The sequence below is a fragment of the Microcoleus vaginatus PCC 9802 genome (genome assembly GCA_022701275.1).
GTDB lineage: Bacteria > Cyanobacteriota > Cyanobacteriia > Cyanobacteriales > Microcoleaceae > Microcoleus > Microcoleus vaginatus_A.
Genome location: CP031740.1, coordinates 4,697,911 through 4,712,660, shown reverse-complemented (window position 1 = coordinate 4,712,660; position 14,750 = coordinate 4,697,911). Strand labels below are relative to the sequence as shown.

14 protein-coding genes and 4 pseudogenes are annotated in these 14,750 nt (G+C 44.5%); 7 read left to right on the top strand and 11 right to left on the bottom strand.

What is annotated here, in order from left to right:
* Positions 1-21: 21 nt before the first annotated feature.
* Positions 22-909 (top strand): ABC transporter permease, encoded by an 888-nt coding sequence (locus tag D0A34_19160; protein UNU20714.1) that lies wholly within the window; start codon positions 22-24, stop codon positions 907-909.
* A 13-nt stretch (positions 910-922) separates the two neighbouring features.
* Here D0A34_19160 and D0A34_19155 read toward each other — a convergent pair whose 3' ends face one another.
* The 5 genes and pseudogenes from D0A34_19155 to D0A34_19135 all read right to left on the bottom strand — a co-directional run bounded on the left by D0A34_19155 (position 923) and on the right by D0A34_19135 (position 7,202).
* Positions 923-1,261, bottom strand: coding sequence for a hypothetical protein (locus D0A34_19155; protein ID UNU20713.1), 339 nt, complete (start codon positions 1,259-1,261; stop codon positions 923-925).
* Positions 1,262-1,365: 104 nt separating this feature from the next.
* Positions 1,366-2,076 (bottom strand): annotated as a pseudogene (locus D0A34_19150) (IS1 family transposase).
* Between the two features lie 1,224 nt (positions 2,077-3,300).
* Positions 3,301-5,406 (bottom strand): annotated as a pseudogene (locus D0A34_19145) (DUF4347 domain-containing protein).
* An 87-nt stretch (positions 5,407-5,493) separates the two neighbouring features.
* Entirely contained in the window at positions 5,494-5,781 is a 288-nt protein-coding gene (locus D0A34_19140; GenBank protein UNU22373.1) for a DUF4347 domain-containing protein, read from the bottom strand.
* Between the two features lie 275 nt (positions 5,782-6,056).
* Positions 6,057-7,202: pseudogene (locus D0A34_19135) on the bottom strand (IS4 family transposase).
* A gap of 84 nt (positions 7,203-7,286) precedes the next feature.
* On the opposite strand from D0A34_19135, the gene D0A34_19130 reads away from it, so the two are divergent.
* Both D0A34_19130 and D0A34_19125 read left to right on the top strand, forming a co-directional pair.
* Positions 7,287-7,523, top strand: a complete 237-nt coding sequence (locus D0A34_19130; protein UNU20712.1) for a hypothetical protein — start codon at positions 7,287-7,289, stop codon at positions 7,521-7,523.
* An 18-nt stretch (positions 7,524-7,541) separates the two neighbouring features.
* Complete coding sequence (locus D0A34_19125; GenBank protein UNU20711.1) at positions 7,542-7,730, top strand: hypothetical protein; 189 nt, start codon at positions 7,542-7,544, stop codon at positions 7,728-7,730.
* Between the two features lie 189 nt (positions 7,731-7,919).
* Here D0A34_19125 and D0A34_19120 read toward each other — a convergent pair.
* Positions 7,920-8,192: pseudogene (locus D0A34_19120) on the bottom strand (DUF1348 family protein).
* A gap of 52 nt (positions 8,193-8,244) precedes the next feature.
* Here D0A34_19120 and D0A34_19115 point away from each other — a divergent pair.
* The 4 genes from D0A34_19115 to D0A34_19100 all read left to right on the top strand — a co-directional run bounded on the left by D0A34_19115 (position 8,245) and on the right by D0A34_19100 (position 10,717).
* Positions 8,245-8,976, top strand: a complete 732-nt coding sequence (locus tag D0A34_19115; protein UNU20710.1) for a class I SAM-dependent methyltransferase — start codon at positions 8,245-8,247, stop codon at positions 8,974-8,976.
* Between the two features lie 556 nt (positions 8,977-9,532).
* A complete protein-coding gene (locus D0A34_19110) occupies positions 9,533-9,742 on the top strand; it encodes a DUF2997 domain-containing protein (GenBank protein ID UNU22372.1) in 210 nt (69 codons plus the stop codon).
* A 40-nt stretch (positions 9,743-9,782) separates the two neighbouring features.
* Positions 9,783-10,169, top strand: a complete 387-nt coding sequence (locus D0A34_19105; GenBank protein UNU20709.1) for a DUF1257 domain-containing protein — start codon at positions 9,783-9,785, stop codon at positions 10,167-10,169.
* 77 nt (positions 10,170-10,246) lie between these two features.
* On the top strand, positions 10,247-10,717 hold the full coding sequence (locus D0A34_19100; GenBank protein ID UNU20708.1) for a ferredoxin: 471 nt from the start codon (positions 10,247-10,249) through the stop codon (positions 10,715-10,717).
* 94 nt (positions 10,718-10,811) lie between these two features.
* Here D0A34_19100 and D0A34_19095 read toward each other — a convergent pair whose 3' ends face one another.
* The 5 genes from D0A34_19095 to D0A34_19075 all read right to left on the bottom strand — a co-directional run bounded on the left by D0A34_19095 (position 10,812) and on the right by D0A34_19075 (position 14,738).
* On the bottom strand, positions 10,812-11,093 hold the full coding sequence (locus D0A34_19095) for a hypothetical protein (protein ID UNU20707.1): 282 nt from the start codon (positions 11,091-11,093) through the stop codon (positions 10,812-10,814).
* 196 nt (positions 11,094-11,289) lie between these two features.
* On the bottom strand, positions 11,290-11,736 hold the full coding sequence (locus tag D0A34_19090) for a hypothetical protein (protein UNU20706.1): 447 nt from the start codon (positions 11,734-11,736) through the stop codon (positions 11,290-11,292).
* Complete coding sequence (locus tag D0A34_19085; GenBank protein UNU20705.1) at positions 11,733-12,458, bottom strand: DUF433 domain-containing protein; 726 nt, start codon at positions 12,456-12,458, stop codon at positions 11,733-11,735. Before D0A34_19085 ends, D0A34_19090 begins: the two co-directional genes overlap by 4 nt.
* 146 nt (positions 12,459-12,604) lie before the next feature.
* A complete protein-coding gene (locus D0A34_19080; GenBank protein UNU20704.1) occupies positions 12,605-13,684 on the bottom strand; it encodes a hypothetical protein in 1,080 nt (359 codons plus the stop codon).
* A gap of 76 nt (positions 13,685-13,760) precedes the next feature.
* A complete protein-coding gene (locus D0A34_19075; protein UNU20703.1) occupies positions 13,761-14,738 on the bottom strand; it encodes a hypothetical protein in 978 nt (325 codons plus the stop codon).
* Positions 14,739-14,750 lie beyond the last annotated feature (12 nt).

Sequence of the window (14,750 nt, the reverse complement as noted above, 5' to 3'; positions counted from 1 at the left end):
GTTTTTTGGTGACAGCATTCGATGGAAAATCGAAGATTGAATAAAAACTTAGTATTTCCACAACCAGCTTTTCAACGATTTTGGCGATCGACTTCGGGGAAAATCGGCTTAATTTTGACTTTAGCGCTGATGATCTCGGCATTGTTGGCCCCCCTACTTTCTCCTTACGATCCGGCGGTCGATCGAGATTATTTGTTGCGCTTAGTGGCTCCTAGCGCTAAACATTGGTTTGGCACCGACGGTTTGGGGCGAGATTTGTTGGTGCGGGTTTGGCACGGATTGGGGATATCTTTACTCGTCAGCCTGGTTTCTGTGGGTGCGGGTTTAATTGTGGGAGCGCTTTTGGGGCTGGTGGCCGGGTATTTTCGGGGGTTTCTGGAAATTGCGATCGGCACTTTGGCGGATATTTTGTTAGCTTTTCCTTCGATTTTACTGGCGATCGGCGTTGTTACCGTCACCGGGCCGAGCCTGCAAAGCGTAATTATCGCTGTCAGCCTCGTGCAAATTCCGATTTACATCCGCTTAACTCGCAGTATGGTGCTGTCTCTGCGGGAACAAGAATTTGTTTTGGCTGCCAAGGCCTTGGGCGCCAGCGACTTGCGGATTATTTTTCGCCACATTTTGCCGGGAAGTCTGGCGCCTCTAGTTGTACAAGCAACTCTTTCGACTGGTACGGCGACACTAGAAGCTGCGGGTTTGGGTTTTTTGGGTTTGGGCGCACAGCCGCCGGTTCCTGAGTTGGGGACGATGCTTTCTGATGCTTTTAAGGGCGGATACGCTCTTTCTTCTCCTTGGACTATTTTGTTTCCCGGTTTGCTGATTACCTTGACTGTTCTGGGTTTCAATCTTTTGGGCGACGGGCTGCGAGACGCTTTAGACCCCAGATCCAATGCTGCGGCAAGGAAATAGCAATATTCAGGACTTACGCAGCAAGCACAGTATTTGAGCCATACTGTGCATCCTCTAAAAATTGTTCAGGTATGCTCAAACTTTTGGCGGGAGTTGAAGCCATTTCAAAGTCGTAGCCTGGGCTGCCGACTGAGGTGATACCCGCTATGACTGGCTGCATTAAGATTGGCCCGGATAGGCGGCTGTCGCGCCCGATCGCGATCGTTAATTCTGCGACTGATTTATTGACTTTTTGCACCAGCCAACTCACAAAGGCTTGACCCACAATTGTCGCCATTTCCGGGGTGGGGTTAACCTGTTCCTCTGGAACGCCTTCGAGGGCGATACCGCGAAGGTCTGAACCATGTTGCAGCTTTTTTCAGTTATAGTTTGGCAAAATAATCAATAGTATTTTGGTAGTCCTGCATAGTAATGATAATCAAGCTTTTGGCTCTCTACATAAACTAGCGTTGGTAGTCATGCACAGTAAGGATATCGTTTTCTTATGCAAAAATTATAGTGAGATCCACAGTTAAAAATTGCCCCAATATGGTGAAAGCAGTTTTTTTGAGAAAGACAAGGTTTTACGAACCAAGCGAGAAATTCGCTGCCGTTAAATATTATTAAGTCTTTCAATATGACTGGTTTTTCCCGATTTTTTACCTACAGGTCGATGTCTTTTAAAAGGTAGCACTTCTGAAGAATATTCCCAAAAATCAGTATAACAAACAGCACATTGTCTATAGACAAAAGGTAAAGATTGCCAGAGCATAAACGCAGATTTTTTTGAGCGATATTCAATATAAAGTCCAACAATTTTACGGGTATTTCGATCGAAAGCTATCCAGAGCCATTGCTTTTTTCGCTTGTTTTTGACAATTGACAACATTTCATCTACCTGTAAAGTAAATGAAGCTTTCGGTTTTTTCATCGCCAAAATTTACCCAGAATTTTCGGCATACTTTTTATTTACATAATCCTTAAGCCATCGAATGGATACCCCCGTCGCTCTAGCAATTCCGGCTCAAGAATTTTTTTCTAAAATCAGCCGCTCAAATAAGGATTGAGTTGAGAATTGGAATCTGCTTATATTGAGGATTTTCAATCTTCCTGACGACTACAATTTTGACACTAAAATCGCTGTTTCCTGTAATAAGTCTTTCCCTTTAAAAAAATCCCTTTGACAATTAAGACAGTCCATACTTTTAACTCAAAAAGTTATGTTGATTTAATATTAAACCATTACTGTGCATCGCTACCAAAGCATTTAATTGCTTGCGGGACATATTAGTAGAGCAAGGATTCCTCGCCCTACTAACAGCCTTAAAGCAGAGTAATTGCAGTCGATGCCGGAGCGCCGATCGAACCTGGGCCAAAGCCCAAATTCACCACCCCACCAGTCAAACCAGGTAGATTGTTAATCGTCAGACTAACGCTAGTTTGACCGGGATTAAAGTTCACCGTGCCGGACGAAGGATTCACAGCAAATGGACTAATGTTGTAGTCTACGTTGTTCACAGGTTGACCACCACCAGGGGCAACAATCAAATAGTCGATCGAAGCCGAAACCGAAGTATCGCCAGTCCGATTAATCGTAAACTGTCCAGAACCACCATCAATAATAGGATCGGGAGATGAACCGTAAGAGAAGAAAGTCGGAGCCACAGCAGTAGTATCAATATTAGAAATCCCTTGATATTCAATGTTCCGCACTAGGTAGTCGGAACCATCGTTTTTGAAGGAGGTGGCGGCGTAGGCAGCGGTGGGGCTATCGTAGGCTTTAGTGGAAAACCGCAGTTCGTCAAAAGTAGCGCCACTCAGAGAGTCTCCTACTATCTGGAATTTGAAACTGCCATCGGTGCGATCGCCAATGAAAGTCACTCCATCTGAAGACACAGTAATGGGTTTTGGAGCGCTCGGAGCGTTGAGGCGAGCGATCTTAAAATTGGTGGCCGGTACCCGAACCCCATTATTAAAGATTTGCAGGAAACCAACTTCATTGCCTTGATCGCCCAAACCAGGACTTGTTTTGGGAGTCAGTCCACTGAGGTCGATCGTGGTGCTAGTAATGTCTTGGTTATCTGCCCATTTCACCTTCAGCGCCTGAGATTGATTGGTGTTGGGGTTATGGTTGATTTCCGCCCGAATTTTCTTAGCGTCGGTGAACCAACCATCATAAGAGGATGGGACACCAATACCGCCAGTACTGCCGTAGCTCAACCAGCTTTTAGGGTTTTCGTTGGTTGCTAAGGTGAGGTTGCTGATGACATTCGGGTTAAGATAGTCAGTTTCCACGCCGTCAAAAGCTATCCCAGACAGTTGGATGCCTTGATTCTGGGCGGCAGTAGGCCATTGTGCGATCAGGTCACTGACACTGCTGTAATTATTGGTTTGACCCAAAGAACCAGTAAGAGTCGGCGTAACTGTAGGGTTAAATTCATAAGCGCCAATATCAACGATCGCACTTCCGTTATTATCACCATCTTGAGGGCGGCTCATACCGCGCTGATCCGCAGCCGGCGCGCCCGCACCAGTACCGGTATCAATTGCCGGACTTCCTACTAGCAGCGGCAACACAAAAGCGCCGTTAATATTTTGCAAAGGGCCGAGTAAGGGGTCTGCGATTGTCACATTTGCCGTAACATTACTATCATTAGGATCTCCGGTCGTCAGTTTAGCGGGAAACTGAATATTGTTTCCCCCATCGATGAGCTCCCGTCCAGTGTGCTGCCTAGTTTTAAAAGAGTTACTTGCCGTATTCCTATCAAATATCGAATTCTTGACAGTAATTGGCGATTTCACAGGATCGTTAAAAGTAGCAATACCTCCCGAAAATTCAGCGGTATTCTTAGCAAAAGTCGAATTGACGATGTTAGTCGAAAAAGAATCTCGGTTAGCGACCAGCATTCCTCCGCCCTGCTTTGCAGCGCTGTTGCCCGAAAATGTACTGTTGACAATGCTGATATTTCCATTTTCTCCTGACCACAAACCGCCCCCATTATCTTCAGCTTGGTTATTAGCAAAAGTGGAGTTTGTTACAGTAAGATCCACATTACCGTGACGAATTGCGCCTCCAGAACCTCCAACTCCTGCTAGATCGTTAACAGCTTTATTGTTAATAAAAGTGCTATTTTCCAAAAATATCTTATCTTGAAGATAGCCAAATAAAAATCCTGCTCCTCCTTCTCTCGCTCCGATATTGCCATCAAAAACGCTGTTGCGAATAGCAATAGTTCCGGCAACGGGGCCGGGGGTTGCATTCGGCCCGGAAGCATTAGCGCCATCGACGTAAACTGCCCCGCCAACGCCTTTCTCTGTGCGGTTGCCAGTGAATTTAGAGTTTTCGATCGTCATGCTGCCCAACAGGTTATTAACAGCTCCGCCGTAGCTGCCTTTGTTGTTGGTAAATTCGCTATCTCTGATAGTCAGAACACCGCCGCTTTTAGTGGCGATCGCACCGCCACCGCGTTCGGTATTGTCTGCTAGCGAACCGTCATTGCCGCTAAACTTGCTGTTAATTACATTGGTCGTACTGCGAAAACCCGTGTGAATGCCGCCACCAAAACCGGCAACATTATTATTGACTTGGCAATTTTCTAAAGTTAAAGTGCTGCTACCTCCTGTTTGAATGCCACCACCGGCGCTAGTTGCCTCATTATTCGGATCGATTCCAGAAACTTTGCCGTTGGCAACAATCAGGTTTTTTAGAGTAACATTGGTCGAACCTCCTATGCGGATTACCCGCGAAGTATTGTTGCCGCTGATGGTTAAACCGGGTGCTGCGGCGCCGTCAACGGTGATGTTTTTGCCAGCGGGAATATCGAGTTGACCGCTGGTGAGGGTAATGGTTTGGGAGGCTAAACCTGGAGCGAAGGTAATGATATCGCCTGCAACAGCGGTGGCGATCGCAGCCCTTAATGAACCCGGCCCGCTATCGCTATTGTTGGCTACTACGATCGTAGCTAAATCACCTTGGTAACTAGCCATAGCCTCTGGCTGCAAGGCTGAGGGAGATTCAATTTGGCCAGAGGCAAATTCTAAATTCCAGTCGCCGCCGCGGCCGGTTGTGTTGGTGGATGCCGCAACGTCAGCCCCGGTTAATTGACTGAAGCGATCGACGAAATTAGCACCTGTACCGTCTGCTACATCGCAGCCGTACAGCATGATGTCTGCTTGTGGGGCTAGTGAAGTTTGCCACTTTTTCAACTGGCTTTTGTATTGCTCTAGGTTATCTGAAGCCAGAGCGGTATTGCCTAATTGTAGGCTGCCAGAACTGCCGTGAGAAATAATGTGAACCGAGTCTATCGCCCCCTTAGTAGAGGCGTATTTTTCCATCTCGGAGGTGATTTGTTCGATGCCGTTTTTGGTGCGGTCGAGTATTACTACCTGCTGTCCCGGCAGCACTCCCGCTGCAATTGACTCGTAATCTTCCACGCCGGAGTCAATGAAGACTAAGGAGCGCCGTGGCCGTTTTTCAAAAGAAGATTGTGAGTTAACTTGAGCGAACGTAGAACTCATATTGGAGACTCCATTAAGGGCATTATTGGTAGATACGCCCCGGAGCTATCTCATCAAGCTTATTTGATAACTGTGCGATTTTGGCAATTAACTTTTGTATGGATCGAGGTAATCTGAATTGAGGATAACAGAGCCTAATTGAAGTTGGCCCGAGCTGCCGTCAGAAGTTGTGCGAACTTGGTCAACCTCTATAAGGATAGAGGCATATTTTTGAAGTGCCGAGGTAATTTTCTCGATGCAGTCCGATTCCCCAGCCAAAATTCTGGAAACAAAATATCCACCTTCATTGATGCTGGACTCCTTGAATACAAAGCTTTTGGATGGGGAATTTGCGTATTCCGAGGCGCGAGTCGTTTCCCTTAAAGAAGCCAACATATTGCGTCCTCCAAAAGCGAGTTTAGGGATAGATACAGCCTTAGATTCAGAGCTTCTGAAACTGCCAGCGACCTTGTTTATTTCGCTCATTTTTATTTAACCTATCTATCAGTTTCCCCTATTTTGGCAGCGCTGCCATCCGCGATCTCACGGAATTTACAGCACTTTCCCATGCTATGAGGTACAGTAGCAGCAATGAGCGAACCAATGTCTTAAACGGTTAGGATTCATCAAATTAATGGCAAGTGCTGCGATCCAGGGGGTGACAAATATAGCTAGAAACCTTGCGTGAGCAAAGTTCTAGTCCTGAGACCTTTGTGATAAAAGTGACGCTTATTACGAGTTAACTTCATTAACTCTTCCACAGGTTCAGCATATTTTTCAAGATAATTAACCCACTGTTGGCTATCATTGCCACTCCCGAATGTACTGCGTCTGCGATAAGTTTTTTGGGGTTTATTGATGCAAAAAAAATACTTCTGTAAAGGCTTTATTGTGACTATTGTACCTTCAACAAGGTCACGAGTATAGGCAATTTTCATCAAGAGAATCATTTTAATTAATCGGTCTTCTCTTAACCCTGTACCCTCTAAATTATAGCCTCCACTTTTACAATCACGGAACATTTCCTCAATTCCCATCCGTTGCTTATAAGCAGCGATAGCTTCCGGTAAACTACCTAAGTTAGTTAGAATAAACCACGCCTCGTTAACTGTCCATACTTGATAATTCCTTTTCTATTTGCAGGCAACATCAAATCCTGCCCGTGGCTTAGTCTTTCTAACTTTTACACCTTGAATATATAGAGATGTTCCGGGCGTGATCCCTAACTCATCTAACCGTAGCCTGCAGCATATTTTCGGTTTCGATACAATGATTTCGTTTGAGTCGTAAGCAAAAATACACATCTTGCTCTCTGAGCTAGTTAGCCAAATCTACTGAACAGAATTCAGGCATCGCCTAGTACCACGAGCTGATAATCTTTAAATAAGGGTAAAATAGTTGAGATGACGGCGATCTGCTCATTGATATTACTGCTACCTCGTTTTGGTAACAGGGACCAAGATAACGGGATTGCTCTTGGCGGACATATCAGACTAACCATAAAAAGATTGATACATCCCCATTGGCTGCGATCGATCGCGATCCATAATTTCTGTCCGGGGTGGCAATAATTTGTCAACCAATAGGTAATTAGCGGAAACCACAGACAGGTTAAGGTAAGCTGGGGTAAATCTAAAAATCTTTGTAACTTGCGGCGACGACTTGAGCATGGTAATGGGGTACGGAAATACGCGAGCAAGTCGTTCTAATCTCACCTGTTTTCCTGATGTTAAGAGATTGAGCACTATTTCTAGAACTAAAAATTGAGAGGGGGTTAGTTCTCTTTGGAAGTGAGTCTGATAGAATCTAGGTAAAATATTTTTGGCATAGGTCGAGTGTAACTTTAGCTTGACCTATCTTTTTTTAACACAGGTGAGTCAAATCTTTGCCCTGTCTGGCTTTTGGGCGGGGTTGTCACCCCGCCAGCAAAATTTAAAGGATTTAAAGCTAATGTCGCTTGTAAATGGAAAGGAAAATATCGCGGAGTCACACTCAAAGAAGGATGGTTTATATTAACTAAATTGAAAACCTTAAAAGCTGCTATAAGCGATTATAAACAAAGATTTGATATAATAGAAGAAATGTTTAGAGATTATAAAAGCGGTAGCTCTAACATTGAAGATGCCCAAGTATCATAACCCAGGCTATTTACCTTAATGTTGTTAGTAAGCATCGCTTATACAGCGACAATTATTGAAGGAAAATTAGTCAAAAAAGTGGGAGCGCCAAAATATGTAGATCGTCCAAAACAACCCAAACGTATTTATCGTTCGCACAGTACATTTCAAGTGGGTATCTGGGCGGAAAATTGGCTAAGTTTTATGGATATTTGTCAACAAGAATAAGTTAGAGAGTATATTAGTTTACACCCCAATAAACGGTCAAATTATCAAGGATGAAAAAGGGCGGCAAAGCTTATCATAACTGTCTTGTAGCCATTTTTTTCACCCTTTCAGCTCTTCCCTTTCCCTCTTCCTTCGATATTTGGGGATTATTTCAAGGAAGAAATCCGCACTCTGACCCTCGTGCCACTGCTATTCAAAGCGCACAGAAATCAGCTTCTTTGTAAAACTCCACACTTCATTTTTCAAACAGTAGTCTAGTTCTTTTGCCCACTTTCGTTTTAAGAAAGCCTTGGTTTGTTACCTTCCACTGAAAAATTAGACAGGGTTACGCCACGGTGAATCTTCGGTGTAAGCTAAAGCTACTCGTTTTGGAGCGCGACTATTCCAGTCATCTTCTGCGATTTGAACTTTAGTTTTAGCAGTTTCCCGCGTAAAAGGTGGCAGTGGTGGTTTAGTTTCCATCGGGTTGAATGATTTTGCTCCTTTTCAACGAGTCATAGAACTTAGCATAATAATGAACACAGCACAAGACCACTATAACCAGCAACTTGCTGCCGTTTACAGTTGGATGTCAGGAAATCCTGAAGCAGCGATCGAACGAAATCACGCTCTTTTTTGTCAATTGGCGCTCGACTCCGCACCGCGAGGATTAGCCATTGATTTAGGTGCAGGCTCAGGATTTCAATCTATTCCTTTAGCGAAATTAGGCTTTTCGGTAGTAGCTATAGATTTCTGTGATGCCCTACTTTCAGAGTTACGCGATCGCGCTAAAAATCTTTCCATCCGTACCATTCACGACGATCTGCTTAATTTCTCGCAACATATTCAGGAACAGGCGCAGCTCATTGTTTGCATGGGCGACACACTTACACACCTAGAATCATTGAGTGCTGTCGATTCATTACTTTTGGACATTGAGCGCTGGCTGATTGAGAAGGGGATGTTGATTTTAACTTTCCGCGATTATGTTTCAGCAGAGCTTCATGGAACTCAGCGTTTTATTCCTGTACAAAGTGATGAATTTACAATCCTCACTTGTTTCTTGGAGTATCAGGAAAACAGCGTAGCAGTCCATGACTTACTCTATCAAAAACAGGGCGATCGGTGGTCATTTAGTGCCAGTTCTTACCAAAAACTGCGGCTCAATAAAAATTGGTTGTGCGATCGGCTATCTGAAATAGGTTTACAGGTACTTCAGAACGAGATGATTAATGGAATGGTTTGTATCACTGCCAAGAAAGTTTAACCTGAAGTTCCCTCCTGCGGGGAACTTCAGGTTAAAAAGTCAACTGACGATGCTTCACCACGACCAGAAGTTACTGAAGGCGCTTTTGATAAACTTCTGATGTTAGCGCGATCGCAACCCTTCCGTCAAAGACTTGATTTGAGCGGCATTTGCCTCTCGCTGTTGGGCGATCCCCACTATCATGCAGACAAATGTCAATCACCTTAGCTTTATGTAAGTTAAGTACCTCGGTTCCCACCGCACTTAACTTACATACCCACCCTCCGCGATCGCTCTTCCCTCCCGATCCCTCCCAAATAGCCCTTGCGAATATTCACCACTCATGTATGACTTGACTGCTGTCACGATCTACGCGAAACTTTACATACAACTGATGTATTGCTTCTACGTATTAATAAGTTCTGTTAAGTTGTGACTCAAAACCTATCAATTGGTCAAAATTGATATAGCGCTTTGTCAGTCAGCCAACTCTCAAGAAGCTACTTCAGGAGGCATCGTCCCTGGCTTGCTGGTGTCGGTGTCTGTTCTCAATATTCCTATTCAGTCAGCCCGCATTATGGAAACACTAGAGTTTGTGATCTATCCAGATGGCCGCGTACAGGAAACGGTCACCGGCATTGTCGGTGCTTCCTGTGCTGAGGTAACGGCTGCAATTGAAGCTCAGCTCGGCGTGGTGCTTCACCAAGAGTCAACATCTGAATATTTCACGCAAGCGCTGCATCAGTCAGCCGAAGCGACGGCCCAAGTGGCTTTTAGCGATTGGTAATTTTTTTTGTTGAGTTCACTTAAGTTTTTTTGGAACCACCATGTCACATTTTAGCCAAATTAAGACCCAGATCCGCAATTTGAATTCTTTGGAAGCTGCTTTAACTGACTTGGGTATCGACTGGAAGTCGGGCCCGACTGAGGTGCGCGGCTATCGCGGCCTAACCAGCACCGCTGAGGTCGTGATTGAGCAAAAAAACGGCTACGACGTAGGTTTTAGCTGGAACGGGACTGAGTATGAATTAGTGGCTGACTTGCAGTTTTGGCAGCAAGCTTGGTCTGTAGACCGTTTTCTGAATAAGGTGACTCAGCGCTACGCTTACCATACTGTGGTGAATGAAAGCGCTAAGCAGGGTTTCCAAATTTCTGAGCAAAAGCAAAATCAAGACGGTTCGATCCGCTTGGTGGTGCAACGTTGGTGCGCTTAATAATTTTTCGAGATTTTTGCAATCTTGTCTCATCAAAGTCCGCTTTCGCGGACTTATTTACTATTGTGGGGGTCTAAATGTCTGAGCTTTCTGGACTCGGAATAGATACAGCAAGCGATCGCTCTGGTTTAGAGCCGGAGTTGGGAGGATTTTTGCGGGATGCGCCCGATCGCTCTGGTTTGGAACCGGAATTGGGCGGTGTGTTGCGCCAAAAAGGTGTCTATGTTGATGAGATTACCTGCATTGGCTGCAAGCACTGCGCTCACGTTGCTCGCAATACTTTTTATATTGAACCGGATTACGGTCGATCGCGGGTAGTTCGACAAGACGGGGATTCTGAAGAGTTGATTGCTGAGGCGATCGACACTTGTCCGGTGAATTGCATTCACTGGGTTGATTACACCGAACTCAAGAATCTGGAAGAAGAACGCAAGGATCAGGTGATGCCTGTCGTTGGTTTTCCGGTGGATATGGCGACAGTTAAGGCCGGTATTCGCCAGCGACAAAAGAATAAGTTGCGCGATCGTAAGTTCAAAGGTAGCCATTGAAATCCCCAATTCCCATCCGCAGCTTGAAACCTGTGGCTCAAACAACAAAAACAGCCCGCGCGGGCTGTTTTTTGTATACATTGTATAGTCAAATTTATTTGAGAGGATGGTGTTCAGCGAGAATTTTCTCAACTCTAGCTTCGTCGATTCTGGCAGTTAATGTTGATGCCTCGTTGTTATCCCGAATGGTTTTTGCTAAAGTAAAAGACGAGCCGACTGAAAAAGTTAAACCCATACCCATAAAAGCTTTTTGCCAGGGGTCTACCTGTAAATAAATGATACCTACAGTAGTGGCGGAAAGGGCAAGAATAAAAGAAAGCCAGCACTGAAGTATCCAAGCATTAGTATCTTTTTGGCGTATGATTTGTTTCTGCATAGTGCCTCTAAGTCCAATATATCTTTTGGTTGATTAACTTAAAGAATAGATAGCGTGAGTGAAGCGGTCAGGAGAGCAGGGGACAGTTTCGATAAGTGAACAGTGCGATCGGGCTTTTTACTAAAAATTAGAACGCTGTAGATAGGGTTTAAGGCTCAAGGAAGACTCGCAGCGAGTGGACAGTTTGAAAACTGGACTAAGGGAGATTGATTTGGGATGATTTACTCACTGGTTTAGGGAGCATTTTCAAAAGTTCTTTTCGGTTCTTGTAGGACTTTACCATACCCGACTGGTGCACCTTAGCGATGAAAGGTGCTTGATTCCCCCGAATAAATTGTTGCATATTTTCTAAGGCATTTACAAAACCTTGTGCCACTACAACTCCAGAAACATCGCCGTCCACAAATGCAAAAAGCCTGACATTGCCTTGAGCCACGGCGAATAACTCCAAACGACGGCTAGCGATTTTCTTGTCCTTTGTTAATACCACCCAATTGCGCTCTCCAACTTCCCTCAGCCAATCCTCATCCTTCATATCTTGCTTAAAATGAGCGTCGTGAATTTCTACTGTAGCCCCCTCATTTCGTAGTGAATCTGCCAGTTTCTTTCCTAAACATCTGTCTATGAAAAATATCTCATTCATGCTGCTACTAGCGGAAGTTCGCAGCGAATACCTTCCTCAATTTGGAGCCGATCGCAATTGTAGTCTTCGGCAAGTTCATCGATGGAATCCCCAGCTTTGTAACGTTCCGCCAGTATAGCTGTGGGAATGCCAGTTCCAGCTAAAACTGGGCGGCCAAAGGAGATTCTGGGGTCAATCATCACTGTTTTAGGTTCGTCGGAACCTGGTAGCTTCGTGAAAGGGTAGAGTTTGAGGGGTAATCCAGCTTCATCTCGTACAATGCGATCGAAATAAGTGTTTAGAATCTGTTTTGCTTCCTGTTCCCTGTCGGATGCTGCAAGCTTCTGTCCGAATTTCTTAAATAAAAGATTTCTTACCTTGCGTTCAAACTCCTTTCCAGCATATAATTGAGGAGTCGAAAGATGATCGTTGATGTAGTCGAGTGCAGTGCTAAGTTGTTTTCGGGAGAAGCCAGTAGCCTTAAAAATGGCAATCAAGACATGAGCCTCTACCAAATTTATGAAAGAAAGTAGTGTATTTTTGGACTGGGGAAGCAGTTCAAAATTTTTGGGGTGAGGTAACTTAATCAGTGGCTCAAAGAAGGGCTTGTCCGCTTTTGTTTCCGAAGACCTGCCCTTAACCCAAGATCGCAACCTATCCTTCGGGAGCCTGAGATATTGCGCTGCTTCAGGGATAGAATATATAGGAATGTCGCGCGGATCGAAGTAGTTAGTATCAAGCATAGCAGTTGTCCTAATCCTAAATACTTATATTTTTGCACAGTTCGCGGGCGATCGCAAAAATCTCTCCCTTCAATACCCAGATACCCGACTTCTTCAAGAAATCGGGTATCTAAAGCAACCTAATTAGCTCCTAAAAGCGCTACGGATTACTTATTTTTTTGCTGAGTCTTCGCTTGTTCGATCGCAATTTCCCTGACTGCTTGCAAAGAACTCAAATTCGATGAGCCCTCAATCGCCTTCACCGCCAAATCTTGAACCTGTTTCAAAGCAGAATCCAGTTGTTTCGACAAGCTAGCAAGGCGCGCATCTTGATTTTGAATTGTCTGCAACATCCCTTGAATTTGCAGTTCATAATTTTGCTTTTGCCCTTCGATATCTTTAGCAGACAAATCAGCCTTAACTTTAGCTTGATAATTACCAATATTGCGACCGTTATCTTTCCCGTTCTTGATATTAGCTTCCAGTTCTTTCGGGAAAGCTTCTACCTTAGCTTTCACCTCAGCATAAAGTTTTTCCCGTTCCGAAAGAGATTTTTCGCGTTCCGCCCACTGTTTCTCCTGTTCTTGCTGAAACTCTTCGATTTCTTGATACAGCCTTTTCTGGCGCTGTTGGTATTCTTCGATGTCCAGATTTCGCTGAAGATTCAAATCATAATCATACAACTCTTCATCCCGCTCGCGAGTTTTTTGGTGATGCTCATTGCGTTCTTTAACGGCCAACTTTTGGAGCTCTTGCTCTTTTTCCCAAGCTTGCCGACGTTCCAACAATTCCTTTTCAACCGTTTCGCGCTGTTCGCTGAGTTCGCCAGCAAAAGTTTTGGCGCTTTCTTCGTACTGTTGAATTAAATTGTCCAGCGTATCTTCTGCAACATCTTCTAAACTGTGCAACTCTTGCAGTTGTTGAATTTCCTCGCCCACAGTGCGCCGCAATTCTTCGAGTTTAGCAGCTTCAGAAGTTAATTTCTCAGACAACTGGCTGACAGCGCCGCCAAAGCCAAATTGCAGCAAAATCAAATTGTCGATTGTGGACTGCATTTTTTGTGGATTTTGAGTTAAAGCCATTGGTTTTGGTGCCTCCACAATAGGTTTTTCTGAGACTAATGTTTGCTTTTGGGAAACCTTTAGCTGTTGGATTTGCGATTCTAACTGCGCTTTTTCTTGCGCTGCTTCCTTGTACGCTTCTAAAATTTCAGCCTTGGTGCTTTTGTCGCTAACTCTTTTGTTCATGACTTTTCATTTCTTAATACTTGGGAAAATTTCTGTCATTTTTTCGTAAGGTGTGTATTGCACACCCTACTAGGTTTTAAGCTTTGCTGGCAAAAGCTTTCATTGCCAAATCTTGCGCTTGCTTCATCGTGGCTTGCAGTTGCGCGGAAATTTCGGCGATTTGTTCGGTTTGTCGCCCAATTGTCTGCTGTAGAGATTGCACTTTCAATTCATATCCCTGCTTAGTGCCTTCCCATTCTTTCTCCACTAAATCTGCCTTGACTTTAGCTTCGCGGGAAACTTCTTGAATTGCTTCTTCTTTGGCTTTGACATAAGCCTGTTTGAGTTCTTCTTCAAATCCGGCGGCTTTTCTTTGATTCTCTTCAAACTCCGCTTGGTTGTCGCTGAGGACTTTTTCGCGCTGTGTCCAATTTTTCTCTTTTTCGCGAGTAGATTGCTGCAAGTCCCGTTCTAGTTTGCGCTTCGTTTCTTCGTATTCGTCGGTTTCGATTTTGCGGGTGCGCTGTAATTCGTATTGGTAATCGGCTGTTTCTTCCTGACGCTCTTTAGTTATGAGTGCAGTTTCTTCTTGAACTGCTGCATCAAATTCTTGCTGTTCTTTTTCCCAAACCTTGCGTTTTTGGGTCGTGTCTTTTTCGATAAGTTCGCGTTGGTTAGCAGCGTTTTGTTCCAGCAGGGTCAATTTTTCTCGGTGTTCTTGAGTTAAAATGTGGAGGGCGTCTGCTACAACTCTGATTTGCTGCAACTCTTGCAATTGTTCGGCTTCTATTTCGATCGCGCGTTTTAATTCGTCTAATTTTGAAGATTCCGCCTTCAGTTTTTCGGAAAGTCCGCTGGTGATGCTGCCGAAATCTAATTGCAAGTCTGCTAAGCCTTTGACGATGCTGTCAATTGTGTAGGTGGAGGCGAGTTCGAGGACTTGTTTGTTTTTGGCTTTTTCGGCTGACTGTTCTTTGGTTTCTACTTTGGATTCGATCTTTTTGTGGTAGGCTAAAATCTGCTGAAAGTTTTGCAAAATTTGGGCTTTGCTATCCTTGGCAGTTGCTATTGTCATAATTTTGCTCCT

Coding starts and splice junctions, on each gene's coding strand:
- D0A34_19160 (UNU20714.1), top strand. CDS start 22: ATGGAAAATCGAAGATTGAATAAAAACTTAGTATTTCCACAACCAGCT.
- D0A34_19140 (UNU22373.1), bottom strand. CDS start 5,781: ATGTTGGCTTCTTTAAGGGAAACGACTCGCGCCTCGGAATACGCAAAT.
- D0A34_19125 (UNU20711.1), top strand. CDS start 7,542: ATGTTGTTAGTAAGCATCGCTTATACAGCGACAATTATTGAAGGAAAA.
- D0A34_19115 (UNU20710.1), top strand. CDS start 8,245: ATGAACACAGCACAAGACCACTATAACCAGCAACTTGCTGCCGTTTAC.
- D0A34_19110 (UNU22372.1), top strand. CDS start 9,533: ATGGAAACACTAGAGTTTGTGATCTATCCAGATGGCCGCGTACAGGAA.
- D0A34_19105 (UNU20709.1), top strand. CDS start 9,783: ATGTCACATTTTAGCCAAATTAAGACCCAGATCCGCAATTTGAATTCT.
- D0A34_19100 (UNU20708.1), top strand. CDS start 10,247: ATGTCTGAGCTTTCTGGACTCGGAATAGATACAGCAAGCGATCGCTCT.
- D0A34_19095 (UNU20707.1), bottom strand. CDS start 11,093: ATGCAGAAACAAATCATACGCCAAAAAGATACTAATGCTTGGATACTT.
- D0A34_19090 (UNU20706.1), bottom strand. CDS start 11,736: ATGAATGAGATATTTTTCATAGACAGATGTTTAGGAAAGAAACTGGCA.
- D0A34_19085 (UNU20705.1), bottom strand. CDS start 12,458: ATGCTTGATACTAACTACTTCGATCCGCGCGACATTCCTATATATTCT.
- D0A34_19080 (UNU20704.1), bottom strand. CDS start 13,684: ATGAACAAAAGAGTTAGCGACAAAAGCACCAAGGCTGAAATTTTAGAA.
- D0A34_19075 (UNU20703.1), bottom strand. CDS start 14,738: ATGACAATAGCAACTGCCAAGGATAGCAAAGCCCAAATTTTGCAAAAC.